This is a genomic window from Myxococcus stipitatus DSM 14675, assembly GCF_000331735.1.
Classification (GTDB): Bacteria; Myxococcota; Myxococcia; order Myxococcales; family Myxococcaceae; genus Myxococcus; species Myxococcus stipitatus.
Genome location: NC_020126.1, coordinates 2,692,704 through 2,705,841 on the forward strand (window position 1 = coordinate 2,692,704; position 13,138 = coordinate 2,705,841).

Annotated in this window: 7 protein-coding genes, 1 tRNA gene and 2 pseudogenes; 7 read left to right on the forward strand and 3 right to left on the reverse strand. The window is 65.6% G+C overall.

What is annotated here, in order from left to right:
- Positions 1–11: 11 nt before the first annotated feature.
- Entirely contained in the window at positions 12–1,157 is a 1,146-nt protein-coding gene (locus MYSTI_RS10430) for an RsmB/NOP family class I SAM-dependent RNA methyltransferase (protein WP_015347712.1), read from the reverse strand.
- A 192-nt stretch (positions 1,158–1,349) separates the two neighbouring features.
- Between MYSTI_RS10430 and MYSTI_RS10435 the strand changes: the two genes are divergently transcribed.
- The 3 genes from MYSTI_RS10435 (at position 1,350) to MYSTI_RS10445 (ending at position 3,624) form a co-directional block, all read left to right on the forward strand.
- Positions 1,350–1,422 (forward strand) — tRNA-Asn (locus MYSTI_RS10435).
- 272 nt (positions 1,423–1,694) lie between these two features.
- Positions 1,695–2,645, forward strand: a complete 951-nt coding sequence (locus MYSTI_RS42990) for a hypothetical protein (RefSeq protein WP_144370047.1) — start codon at positions 1,695–1,697, stop codon at positions 2,643–2,645.
- Between the two features lie 298 nt (positions 2,646–2,943).
- Positions 2,944–3,624: a hypothetical protein gene (locus MYSTI_RS10445; RefSeq protein WP_015347714.1), complete on the forward strand. Its 681-nt coding sequence runs from the start codon at positions 2,944–2,946 to the stop codon at positions 3,622–3,624.
- A gap of 58 nt (positions 3,625–3,682) precedes the next feature.
- Here the strand turns inward: MYSTI_RS10445 and MYSTI_RS41675 are convergent, their stop codons facing one another.
- Positions 3,683–3,991, reverse strand: coding sequence for a transposase (locus MYSTI_RS41675; RefSeq protein WP_015347715.1), 309 nt, complete (start codon positions 3,989–3,991; stop codon positions 3,683–3,685).
- On the opposite strand from MYSTI_RS41675, the pseudogene MYSTI_RS10460 reads away from it, so the two are divergent.
- The 3 genes and pseudogenes from MYSTI_RS10460 to MYSTI_RS10470 all read left to right on the forward strand — a co-directional run bounded on the left by MYSTI_RS10460 (position 3,963) and on the right by MYSTI_RS10470 (position 8,627).
- Positions 3,963–5,130, forward strand: a pseudogene (locus tag MYSTI_RS10460) (IS3 family transposase). The gene MYSTI_RS41675 and the pseudogene MYSTI_RS10460 sit on opposite strands and share 29 nt — an antisense overlap.
- Positions 5,131–5,212: 82 nt before the next feature.
- Positions 5,213–5,839: a DUF7710 domain-containing protein gene (locus MYSTI_RS10465; RefSeq protein ID WP_015347718.1), complete on the forward strand. Its 627-nt coding sequence runs from the start codon at positions 5,213–5,215 to the stop codon at positions 5,837–5,839.
- A gap of 919 nt (positions 5,840–6,758) precedes the next feature.
- Positions 6,759–8,627: a hypothetical protein gene (locus tag MYSTI_RS10470; protein ID WP_015347719.1), complete on the forward strand. Its 1,869-nt coding sequence runs from the start codon at positions 6,759–6,761 to the stop codon at positions 8,625–8,627.
- A 107-nt stretch (positions 8,628–8,734) separates the two neighbouring features.
- Here the strand turns inward: MYSTI_RS10470 and MYSTI_RS44525 are convergent.
- Positions 8,735–9,531, reverse strand: a pseudogene (locus MYSTI_RS44525) (IS3 family transposase); the annotation flags it as partial.
- A gap of 669 nt (positions 9,532–10,200) precedes the next feature.
- Here MYSTI_RS44525 and MYSTI_RS10485 point away from each other — a divergent pair.
- Entirely contained in the window at positions 10,201–13,116 is a 2,916-nt protein-coding gene (locus MYSTI_RS10485) for a hypothetical protein (protein ID WP_015347722.1), read from the forward strand.
- Positions 13,117–13,138 lie beyond the last annotated feature (22 nt).

Here is a 13,138-nt window from a genome sequence, read left to right on the forward strand (position 1 = left end):
TGGCGCTGGGTCTAGCCGGCCGAGCGCTCCAGGACGGCGGCGAAGAACGCGTCCGTGCCGTGGCGGTGGGGGGTGACGAAGAGGAAGTCGCCCTGGAGACAGGAGTCGTGGAGCCAGCCGGAGCCCGGGCGGATGAGGCGGTAGTCGGGGCGGGAGGCGAGGAAGTCGGCGACGACGTCCTGGTTCTCGGCGTGGTTCACGGTGCAGGTGGCGTAGACGAGTCGGCCGCCGGGGCGGACCAGGTCTCCGGCGCGCTGGAGGATGGCGCGTTGGATGGGAGGGAGGTGGGAGAGGGCGTCGGGGGAGGAGTGGAAGCGGAGGTCGGGGCCGCGGCGCAGGGGGCCGAGCTCGGAGCAGGGGGCGTCGACGAGGACGCGGTCGGCGTCGAGGCCGGGGGAGGGAGGGGTGCGGAGGAGCTGGAGGCGGGTGAGGCCGGCGCGGGAGGAGCGCTGGAGGAGGCGGTCGAGGCGCTCCGGGTTGGGGTCATGGGCGAGGAGGCGGCCGGAGTTCCGCATCAAGGCGCCGAGGAGGAGGGTCTTCCCGCCGGCGCCGGCGCAGAGGTCGAGGACGGTTTCCCCGGGCTGGGCGTCCAGGAGGAGGCCGAGGAGCTGGCTGCCCTCGTCCTGGACCTCGAAGAGGCCCTCTTGGAGGGAGGGGAGGGCGTAGAGGTTGGGGCGGGAGCCCTCGATGTGGAGGGCGAGGGGGCTCCAGGAGCCGGGGCGGGTGGAGACGCCCTCGGAGAGGAGGCGGGAGGCGAGGGCGTCGCGGGAGATGCGGAGGGGGTTGGCGCGGAGGGTGATGGGGCCCGGGACGTTGAGGTGGGCGCAGAAGGGGTCGGCCTCGGGGCCGAGCTCGCGGGAGAGGTGGTCGGCGAGCCAGTCCGGGAGGGAGTACCGGAGGGCGAGGGAGGGGGGAGGGGTGGGGGTGAGGGAGGGGAGCGGGTCGGCTTCCACACCGGCGAGGGCGGCGGCCTCGGGGGCGGGGATGTGTGCGAGGCCGTGGAGGAAGGCGAAGAGGAGGAGGGGAGGCGGGGCGTCGGGCTGGTCGAGGAGGAAGGCGAGGCGGCGGCGCCAGAGGCCGACGTTGAAGAGGGCCTCCTTGAGGGCCTGGCGCTGGGGGCTGGAGAGGGAGCGGTGCGCACGGAGGGTGCGATCCACGACACGCTCGGCGGGGGTTCCCGAGAGAACGAGGGAGAGGGCCTGGGAGGTGATGGGGGCGAGTCCGGCCAGGGCGGACCACGGTTGGTGGAGGAGCCGGGAGAGTGGATCAAACGGGACTGTTGACAGGGGAGGCTCCGTTCTCTAGAAAGCGCGTCATCGCTGCGGCGCCGTACCACAGCGAGGACATATTCCCCGATAGCTCAGCCGGTAGAGCGGGTGACTGTTAATCACTAGGTCCGAGGTTCGAGTCCTCGTCGGGGAGCTGAAGAAAAAGAAGGCCCTGCCAGTTTCTGGCGGGGCCTTTTTGTTTTTGGGTCTTGAGGTTCTTCGCGAAAGGCTGTCATGGCACCTTCTACGCGAAATCGGGGCAGTGCCGCAGGACCCCTGCATCCGTGCGTGGACTGCAAGCGTCCTCTCTCCGCAGGCAAGGAGATTTGTGCTCCCTGCCAAACGCGGCGTGCGGAGACGGAAGCGGAGTTCCGGTTCATCGACTCCCCGCACGGCCCTCGTAGGCTCTGGGCACCAGCGGTTCCTGTGAAAACGACGCTCATCTTGAGTGGGCTCGACCTCGCACGGGGCACATGCGGCGAGTTCTTGGGCAGGTTGGTGGGCCGCCTCCAGTCCGCCCTGAACTACGTTCGAGCTGCGGACGTCCCTTGGCTTTCCGCGCTGCTTGGCGACTTCTGTGAGTTCGAGTTTGAGAGCTCCCGGGTAGCAAGCCACGTTCCTCGGGGAAGAGTGGGTGCACTGCCGTTGGATTGGTTGAAGCTATACGCAAGACACTGGATACAGTCAGAGTATCTCCAGTCGGCTGCGGTTCAGACCCTTGCTATTTCAGCGCTTCAACTCGCAGATGAACACCTCTTCGAACGGGATAGCCCTGGGCGCGACTGGCGGGTTCGTGGCGCTCATCTACACAGCAGTCCGCTCTCCGAGGAGCACTCCCACAAACCTTGGTTCTTCGACGAGGCAAGGTTCAAGAGGGAGTTCACCCAGAAGAACAGGGGGAAGCTCTTGGCTGCGGAAGTTCCTCCAGGGGGACGATTGGAGTTCATCCAGTCTGGGATGTGCTTGGGGGAGGGGTCGTTTGACTTCTATCTCCATCGATTCCACTTGAGTGTCACGGCGATGTCCCCTGGCGATGATGAGCTTGGTTTTCGTACACATCGCCCCAGTGATGCTCAGTTTGATATTCTTGACGATGAGAGTCACATGTTTGTTGGCGTCATCGAATTCAATGGTCAGGAGTATCGTGGGTTGGTTCCGGTTGGCTGGCTCAAGGGGGAATGGCGCCACGGGGGCTTGGAGCAAACTCAAGAGTTCTTCCCTCTGCCTCCATGGCTGGGGATTCCTCTGGATAGGGCTGCTTCTGCTGCTTTGATTCCAGCTCAATCGTTGGACAGAATCCCCGGCAGCGGGGAGACATCCGTCCCGAGTCTTCCTGGATTGAGGACTCAGCCCCATCAAGCCGAGGAGGATGTCTGAAGCCTGGGATTCTGTCGGCCGGAATAGGTAGTACCTCGTACTCCGGTCATGGTGAGCACTTGGTCAAGTCCTGTCGCCGCCAGCCAGAATGAGCTCCACTTCCACCGAAATCACCGAGGACCAGGGGACCACCCGGTGATTTCGAGAAGGCCCTTCGCCCAGGCGCATCAGCCGAGGCGACAACTTCTCTGCCACAGGGAGGAGGTCTGACATCCCGAGGACACCCAGGAGGTCGCCGAAGGTGGGCATGTGTCGCATCCCGTTGACCGGTCTTCTATGGGTGCGGGAGGCTCAACCCATGCGCACCCTTGCTGCCGTTGCTCTACTTGGAGCCGCCGCATGTACGACCCCCTACCAGCGGATGGGCTTTGCGGGTGGCTATCGCGACAGCCTGGCGGCGCCGGGAATCAACCGAATTGAAGTCCGGGGGAACGCCTTCACCAGCATCGAGCAACTCGAGGCGTACTTCCACCGGCGAGCTTCCGAGATTTGCAACGGAAACAAATACGACTGGCGGATGGATTCGGGGGCGTCAAACGACCCAAGTACCTGGACTGCGCGACAGGTCGGGCGCTCCGTCCAGGTCACCGAGACGCCTGGATTCAGGAAGGGCTGGGTGACTGGCCTTGTCGCGTGTGAAGACAGAGGGATGACAGTTGCCACGAAAGCAACCCAGGTCCCCTCGGACAAGGTGCAGGTGATTGAGGTCCGCTCCGGTCGTGTCGCTGCCGTCTCCGCGGACGTCGCCTTCTCCAAGGTGCCTAGTTCAAGTCGCTTCGCCTTCGTCACTGATGGGAGGGTCGCGGCCGTTACCCCAGAGGGGCATCGTGTGTTTGTCGATGTTGCGAAGATTGAGGCGGCCAAGACGCTTGGGTACCGCTTCCTCGCTGACTCCGAATTGGAGAATGGAGTCAACGAGAATGAGGCCGCGGCAACGACCGGTGACAATTCTCCAGGGGCCAATGACACCAACCGCTGAGTCAGTTCTCCGAACGGTGTTGACCGGCTAAACCAAGGATCGTGAATCTCATCCGGCCTCAGGCTGAGCGCCGGAGGTCGGCGCGGCGCAGGGATGGACTGGCGGAACGCTGGGCGGAGCGAGCTGCGAGGTAGGCATGCACCCGGGCCATGAGCCGGTCCATGGTGCGGCAGCGATGATTGCGGGTGACGTTGACGTGCAGGTCGAGCCACACCCGCTCGATGCGATTGCCCTGAGGGCAGTACGGCGGCAGGAAGTGGAGGATGATTCGCCCGCCGAGTTGCGCGAGCACCTTGCGCGTCTTCCTGCTGGAGTGGACGGCGGCATTGTCCACGACGATGCCGAGACGCGAGCGCAGGAAGTACACGCCCGAGTTCAATGCCCAGGCTGTGAAGATGGTGCTGGAAGAGGGCAAGTCCCGGGCGCAGGTGGCCAAGGACCTGGACCTGACTCGCAGCGCGCTGGAGGCTTGGATGAGGCAGTCGCGAACGGACGCGGGCCAGGGGCCGTCCGGGGCGCTGACGACGGGTGAGAAGGAGGAATTCGCTCAGTTGCGCCGCGAGGTGCGCCAGCTGCGGATGGAGCGGGAGATACTCAAAAACGCGGCGGCCTTCTTCGCCAAGGAGAGCACGTGAGGTTCACGGCCATCCAGGAGGAGAAGGCGAACTACCCGGTGGCGATGCTGTGCCGTGTGCTGGAGGTGTCCCGAGCGGGCTACTACGCCTGGGAGGGACGTGAAGCGTCGGCACGCCAGAAGGCCAATGCGGCGCTGGTGGAGCGAATCCAGCAGGTGCATCAGGACAGCCGCCGCACCTATGGCAGCCCACGCGTCCAGGCCGAGCTGAAGGCCCAGGGGCTGCCCGTGGGCCGGCACCGCGTGGCCCGGCTCATGCGCGAGGCAGGGCTCCGCGCTCGTCGACGCAGACGGTTCGTGCATACCACGGACTCCAAGCACAGCCTCTCGGTAGCGCCCAACATGCTGGCTCGCGACTTCAATCCACCAAGGCCCGACCGGACGTGGGCGACGGACATCACGTACGTGCCCACGCGGGAGGGCTGCCTCTACCTGGCAGTAGTGCTGGACCTCTTCAGTCGGCGCGTCATCGGTTGGGCCATGGACCGCTGCATCGACCAGCACCTGGTGCTTTCGGCTCTCGACATGGCGCTCAAAGGTCGCTGTCCCCCAGCGGGACTGCGGCACCACTCGGATAGGGGCAGCCAATACGCCAGTGAGGACTACCAGCGAGCGCTGGCCGCCCGCGGCATCCGGTGCAGCATGAGCCGCAAGGCGAACTGCTGGGACAACGCCGTGGTGGAGAGCTTCTTCTCCATGCTGAAGACAGAGCTGGTGCACGACGCGGACTTCTCGACGCGCGAGGCGGCGAAGGTGGCTTGTTCGAGTTCATCGAGGTGTTCTACAACCGCAAGCGGCGGCACTCCTCACTTGGCTACGTCAGTTCCGCCGAGTTCGAGAAGGCCGCCTCGCAGGTGCCACTGGCTGCTTAACCCACCTGTCCACAGAACCCGGGCAAGCTCAGGGGCCGGCTGAGCACGCCTGCGTACATTTGTGCTCGTCGGAGGACACCCCATGCGTCGTCTCGGCTTCCCCTATGTGATTCCCTACTCGGAAGGCGAGCACGTTGTCTCATTCGGCGCCACACGCGCAGTACTAGAGCCGCTGGGCCAGCCGGCCTACGTGGAAGACGACTCCTCCCGAACTGTGGGAGGGCGCGAGGTCTTCTGGGCGTTTGAGCGCGAAGATGGCCTTCGGTTCGAAGTTGTCTGGAAAGAGCCGTCCGAAGTTGCCGCAGTGCATGCGGACCCCCCTGATGCAGAGCAGGTCATCACCGCGCTGCGTAGCCTCGGACTTGAAGGCCCTTTCGAGAAGCACCAGCTCCCCGAGGGACGCTCCTTGCAGCGCGGTCATGCACGCTGGGCCGTGTGGCTCTTCACAGGACAGAATGCCGCAATGGCGACGGCGGTCTTCTCCAGGAAGCAACTGGCGGACGCATGGCTGGCCAAGACGAGGTACTCCGGGACACTCGCGGCCTACCCGCTCGACAGGCCTCTCTACGACGCTGAGAGGAGTTTCGGCGTTCAGCACTTGCCCGCGGAGGGCTCATCGGAAGCGCAGCAGTACGTTGGCTCCATGGTCGAGAGGTATGTGTACGTGGCCGGAATGCAGGTGTCGAAGAGCGACGATGAACATCGCTGACTTCGTGGTGGGCGTTCGCCGATGAGGGGATGCTACAGCTCTACGAGTGCACTGTTGGATGGGCCTGCAGGCTCCAGTCCCGCATCGCTGCTCACCACCTCCGCATCCACCTCGCCTGGAGACGACCTTCAAGAAGCGCGGGTCTTCGATCCACTCGAGCGCGGAGAATCGCGGGATTGGAGGGCCGCGCAGCAGCGCTCGAGGTGCCGGAATCTAGCGGCAGGGGAGCCTTGAGCCATGCTGGGTTGCGCGAGTGGGCGAGATGAGCAAGCTGGAGGAAATCGAGGTCGCCGGGCACATGGCCCGTGAAGCGCCTCTCCATCCGCCAGCGCAGACCCTTTCGTGCACAAGAGATCGCTTGTCCGCAGCACCAGAAAATCTCGTCCCCAGACCAGGACCAAGAATTCGACGCAGCCCGATTCAACTCATCCCCTTCACTGACGGCCCGCAAGCCCCTCGCGCTCACGAGACCACTCAACCGACCGTCCCGTTTCCAGCGCTCACGGGGCACGTGCTCGAATCGCCGCGCTTTCCCATGCTCGTCTCCACCGCTGGTCACCGGCGCCAGCCGACTCGTCCTGAATGGCCACCTGCGCTCGGTACTCGGAGACTTCACTCCAGACCGACATGGCGCCCAGGCCCCTGAGCCGCCGCGAGGGGCAGTGGTGCCCCCAGAGCGCCCGCCGTCGGTCGGTTACTCTTCGGCTACACCCTGCCCGAGTACGCCGAGACTGTGGACGTCGTCTCCCGCTCCTTTGAGTAGCCCGAGGGCTCGGTGCCTCAGTAGGTATGGGAGTTCGTCGCGCGAAACCGGGAGGAAGAACGGCAGCGGAAGTAATGCCGTACTCGGCCCGAGTGACAGCCAGGGCAGGTAAGCTGCGGATGTGGCACCAACCCGTGGTCTAACGAGAATCCAGCAATGGGCAAGGACAATGGCAGCGGGGCGAACGTCTCCAGGCGCGGGTTCGAGAAAGAGGTGTTCACCGTCATCCGCTCGACGGCGAGAGTCAGCGACAAGAAAGCCCCCGACGACCTCCTGAGAAACATGGTCGCGATGTGGATTTCCGACGTCATGAACAGCGCCGACCTGGAGAAGATGGGGTGGTGGGCGGAGCTCGAGGCCTGGTCGAACAAGAAAGACAAGGCCAAGCCCGCCGCGGCGTTTCTGAAAGGCCTGCTCAAGACCTTCACTTTCGTCATCGAAGACTACCGGGCCACTTTGCCCGCCATGCTGGCGCAGTTCGAAAAGGACATGGCGGTTCGCTACTCGGCGATTCCTCGCTACTACGAGTTCATCCAGGCGCTACAGCAGACGATTTGGGCCAACGTCCCCGTCATATGTTACATCGGCGGCCACGCGAGTGGTGACATGTTTGGGATTGGGGCCTCCGCACTGCTCAAGGAGAGCATGGGCGTGGTCGTCTACAAGGCCGACAAAATCGAGCAGGACCACAGCGACGGCATGCTCAGCTTCTTCTCCGAGTTGCTCGGGGCGAGCCGGGTTCGTCTCGCGGAGAGCTACCAGGAGGCGGTGAGCCGGGACTCCACCTTCAATGGCGTCTTCGAGCTCATGCGGACCCGGAGAGCATTTGCCTGGCTGGCTCCGTACAACATGGGGACCTACTTCCTGCGCTCACAGTTCCAACTGGGAGGCAGTGACTGCTTGAAGGTCGAAGAGAACCGCGGCGTGATTCGCCAAGCGTTCCACGTCGAGCGCATCAAGCATGAGGACGCGCTGCGCCGCTACCTGGCGAAGCACCTGGGCAATCTCTCGGGAGCGTTCGGCCGGAAGGTCCTCGTCCTCTGGAGCCGGTTCACGGGCAAGAAGGGCGAGTACCATCCCGAGCACGACACGAGCTTCAAGGGCCTCGCGCAGATGGCCTGGATGGCCGCGGAGCTGGACTACACGGTCATCATCGCCGGAGACAGGCCCATCGTTCACGAGCAAGTCATCGACAAGGATGCTCGCAGGAAGAAGTATGACGAAATCGTTGGGGCCGTGAACGAATGCTACGGGAACGGCCGGTGCGTCAATCTGACTGAGTTCTGGACGGACCCGGATTGGAAGCACTACTCCGGCGGCAAGCGCGTGGTGCAGTTCCAGCTCTACGAACTCCTCCACCGCCTGTGTGATGTGCGCCACCTTGGAATGCGCAGCGGCAACCTGGAGGCGCTCGCGCTGCTGGGCTATTTCGTGCGCTACATGGAGGAGGAGCAGAGCTACGGCGGCGAGCGCATGGTCGCGTGGCATCAGACGGGAATCGGCTATGAGCGAATCCTCCTGAGCGAGCCCCCCACCCGTGTGGGCAAGTACATCCACCATGACCTGAAGTTGAACAAAAGCGGGTTGTTCAAAATGGGCGTTCTCCAAGCGTCGATGCCGCCCTACATCACTGCCCGCAACCGAGGGATTCCAGGCACTGCGTCTCGCTTCAAGCCCAATTTCGCGGACGAACTCAAGGAGATGGCCGAGAGCCAGAAGGAAGCGCTCGACAAGATTCCCCCGGAGAAGAGGGAGCTCCCGAAGGCGCAGCAGGCCCGGGCCCTCAGCAACAAGCGCGAGGAGCTGAGCAAAAACAGCGAGAAGCCCGGGCATGTCCGCAAGTACGAGAGCGGATTCGTCGACGAGGACCTCCTGAAGATTCTCGCGTACCTGCGTGAAGAGAACCCCTGTCTGGTCCCGGCAAAACGCCGTCCCACGGGCAACCCGGAGGCCATCACCTCCGCGAAGCAGCTCCTGCTCATGCAGGAGATACGGAAGCTCCTGGTTCGCGCCGTCACCTCGTGATGCATGTAACCTCCGCCCCCAAGGCTCCCGGAGAATCACGCGAGTCCTCCGTCAACGGCCTCCCATCACCGACGCTTCGACCCATCTCCACGACGCGGACCCCTGACTCCCACCACCTTGCGGCTGAAGAGGTCCAACAGCACGGCCAGGTACAACCATCCCTCGTCAGTCCAGACGTAGGTGATGTCGCCAGCTCACGTGCGGTTGGGCGCGTCGGGCAGGAAGTTCCTCTCCAATGTGTTCGGCGCCACCGGGTGGTGGTGGGCCGAGTCGGTGGTCCGCACGAAGCGACGCGGGACGCGAGCGCGCACGCCGGCCTGCCGCATCAGGCGAGCCACCCGCTTGCGGGCTACGCGTCGGCCACGCGCCCTCAGCTCCGCGTGCACACGCGGAGCGCCATACGTGCCCCGGCTCTCTTGGTGCACGGCGACTACCTCGACACTAAGTGCCCTGTCTCTCTCCTTGCGCTCAGACTCGGGCCGGTTCGCACAGGCGTCATAGCCACTGCGAGAGACGCCCAGGTGACGACAGAGAGCGGCAACCGGAAAGCGGGCCTTCTCCGCGTGGATGAAGCGGAACTTCACTTCATCTCCTTCGCGAAGAAGGCCGCTGCATTTCTTAGTATCTCCCGCTCCAGCCGCAGCTCGCGGTTCTCCTTGCGCAGCCGGGCCAGTTCCTCGCGTTCCGCTGTCGTCAACGCACCGGCCTTGCCCTCGCCCCTGTCCATCTTCGTCTGCGCCACCCACAGCCTCAGTACAGACTGCGTCAGGTCCAAGTCCCGGGAGACCTGGGGGAGGGACTTGCCCTCCTCCAGCACCAGCTTCACCGCCCCAGCCTTGAACTCCGCCGAGAACTCACGGCGCGGCCTCCGGGGCTTCTTCTGCTTCTCCTCGTTCGCGGACATCCCGTGCTCCTTCCCTCACATTTCGGGTGTCCACGGAACTGGCTCTCCCGCACTCCGATAGAGTCAGAACAACTCCCCGCAATGACAACACTCTCGCTCTCGAAGCTCGTGCACCCGAGCCGCCGGGTGGACGCTTTCGCGACACGGGCGCCTCTTGTTGCTGCCTGTCGCGGAGAGGTGGCGACTCCATTTGTCCGGCGGCCTGGCCTTCCTCCAGGTCGCTCATCTCGTCCACTTCTGCCGCCCAGCGTGGCTCAAGGCTCCCCTGCCGCCAGTCTTCGGCACCTCGAGCGCCGCTGCGCGGCCCTCCAATCCCGCGCTTCTTGAAGGTCGTCCCCAATCACAGGATGTCAGCACCGTTCTGCTGACGTCACGAGCCGGTCACAGCCTTGGTCACGAGGCTTGCCTGGAGGCGCCCCACTCGGGGTGCCGACCGTCCTTCAGCCCTTGCGTCATGCGCGGATATCTTGGGGCTCCGCGTTCTCCAAGGACTCCGCGCGACCGCATGGACAGGACTGCCACCTTCTTTCGATGACACCCGACGATCCCAACCATTTCACGGTAGCTTTCCTGTTTCATGACAGTCGATTGCGCTTCGCACTTCGGGGTCCTTCTCATGGCCGATTCCCGGACCTCCAGTCCGGTGAGTCGACACTCGATCAACACCTCATGACCCCATTCCGAAGTCTGTGGCTCGCGGCCGCCCTCCTGATGGCCGCCTGTGGAACGACTGAGCTCGTGCCGCCCGACGACGTACAGGAAGCGACGACGGCCCAGGGCCTCTCCACGCTCTCCGTGCGAGGAACCACCAGCGCGAGCGGCCTGGACACCACCACCCTCTCCATCCCCACCCCCGTCGGTACGGCCGCCGGAGATGTGCTGGTGATGCAGTTGAGCAATCGCGAGGCCGTCACCGCCGTCGCCACCCCGCCCGCTGGCTGGACGCTGCTGCGCTCCGAGCAGAGCGCCTCGGCCATCAAGTCCTGGCTCTTCCTCCGCGTGGCCAGCGCGGCCGAGCCGAGCAGCCACACCTTCACCCTCGACCTCGCCAGCGCCATGGCGGCCACCCTGGTCGCGGTGTCGGGCGCGGACCCGCTCGAGCCCGTCGACGTGCACGTGGGCCAGAAGAATGGCAACAGCGCGAGCCTCGCGCTGCCCGTCGCCACCACGTCGTCCGCGAACGGCCTCGCAGTGTGGTTCTCGGCCCAGGTCTGGGGAGGCACCACGTGCCCCGCGGTCCACACCCCTCCGACGGGCTTCACCGAGCAGCTCGACACCTGCCTCGCCTCGTCGTCGCGCGGCATGCTGCACAGCTCCGCCACCTCGGAGCTCGGGGCCGCAGGTGCCCAGCCCGCCTTCACCGGCAGCTCCACGCTCCCCAACACCAACATCACGCACGCGGTGGTGCTGCGTCCCCTCCAGCCGCCGGCCACCGGGGAGATCACCTTCGTCGGCACCACGCACGCGAGCGGCAAGACGGTCACCAGCCTGACCCTCTCGACCCCTACGGGCGTCGCCGCCGGTCACGTGCTGCTGGCGCACCTTGCGAACCGGAACCAGATCGCCGCCGAGATCACCCCGCCTGCGGGTTGGACGCTGGTGCGCACCGACATGAGCACCTGGAGCATCCGCGGCTGGGTCTTCGTCCGCGTCGCCACCGCCGGCGAGCCCGCGAGCCACACGTTCCAGAGCTCCATCGCGAGCTACCTCGTCGGCAACCTCGTGGCGTATGCCGGCGTCAATCCGGCCAACCCGATCGACACGCACGCAGGCAAGAGCAACAGCAGCTCGACCGTCTTCACGACACCGCAGCTGAGCACCTCGACCCCGGGCGGGGCCGCCGTCTGGTTCGGCGCGCAGGCGTGGACCGGCGCCGCATGTCCGACCCCGGCCATCGAGCCCCCCGTGGGCTTCGCCGAGACCTACGACACCTGCCTGGTGTCCTCGTCACAGGGCCTCGTCTTCAACGCCGCCTTCATGCCCCTCGCAGGTGCCGGCATCCAGGGCCCGTTCAACGGGAGCTCGACGTTCGCCGAGACCAACGTCGCGCAGGTCGTCGCCCTTCGCCGCGCCGAGGTCGCACCGCCCGCGGGGGTCGCGTTGCGTGGGAGCTCGCGCCACAGCGGCCTGTCGATCTCTTCGCTGTCGATCCCCAAGCCGTCGGGGACCGAGGCCAACGACGCGCTCATCGCGCGGGTGACCGTGCGCAACAACATCACCGCGACCGTCACGCCGCCCGCCGGCTGGACGTTCCTGCGCTCGGAGCAGAGCGCCTATGCCATCCGCACCTGGATCTTCTACCGCGTCGCGGGCGCCTCCGAGCCCGCGAGCTACGCGTTCGGACTGGACGCGACCACCCACATGGCGGGGAGCGTGGAGTCCTTCAGCGGCGTCGATCCGCTCCAGCCGATCGACGTGCACGCAGGCCAGAAGAACGGCGACTCCGCGTCGTTCACCGTGCCCGATCTGGTGACCGTTGGCGTGGGGGGCCTCGCCGTCTGGTACGGCTCACAGGTCTGGCCGGACGCCACCTGCCCGGCCACCGGCATCGAGCCGCCGCTCGGCTTCACCGAGGCCTTCGACGCGTGCCTGGGTCACGCCAACGGACTGCTCTTCAATGCGGCCTACCGGTCGCTCACCGCGCCGGGCCTCCAGACGGGCCTCTCCGGCAGCTCCGCGTTCGTGCAGACCAACACCGCGCACGTGATCGTCCTGCGCGCCGCCAACGCCCCCCGTTGCATCGTCGGGGACACGTACGCGAGCACCTTCACGCTCCAGGGTACCGTGGCCGCGCCGCAGATCGTGGAGCCCTCGGGCCTGGCCGCGAGCCGCGTGGTCGGCAACGCGCTCTACGTGCACAACGAAGACACCACCGCGCTCGTCGCGATCAACACCCTCAACGCGAGCACGCTCGGCACGTTCAACGTGACCAACGTGACGCCGGCCGACTGGGAGGACCTCGCAACCGGGCCCTGCCCGAGCGGCTCGTGCATCTTCATCGGTGACATCGGGAAGTGGAGCGCCAACTTCCCTCCGGGGGGCAGCCCCACGTCGTTCACGATCTACCGCCTGCCCGAGCCGGATCTCGCCAACGGCCAGACCTCGGGGGGGCTCGTCGCCGAGGCCTTCCCGTTCGTCTATCCGGACGGCTCGAAGGACGCGGAGTCGCTGATGGTGCACCCCACCACCGGGGACATCTACGTCGTCACCAAGAACGGGGACACGGGGCAAAGCGGCGTGTACAAGTTCCCCCAGCCGCTGACGCCGGGCGTGCAGGCCACGCTGATCCACGTCCACACGATCCAGCTGCCGCTGAACGGAGACGCCAACTTCTCGGCCGCGACCGCGGCGGCGATCCACCCATGCGCGGATCGCTTCCTCCTTCGCACCTACCGCACCGTCTACGAGTTCCGTGCGACTCCGGGACTCGGCTTCGAGTCGGCCGTCTTCGCGACGCCCGTCACGCTGACCGACACCTCCGAGGGCCAGGGTGAGGCGATCGAATACGAGGCCAACGGCGCGGGCTACTTCACGATGAGCGAGAGCCCCTCGCCCTTCAGGCTCAAGCGCGTGCCCCTGCGGTAGGACCGCGTCGACACGTCGAGGA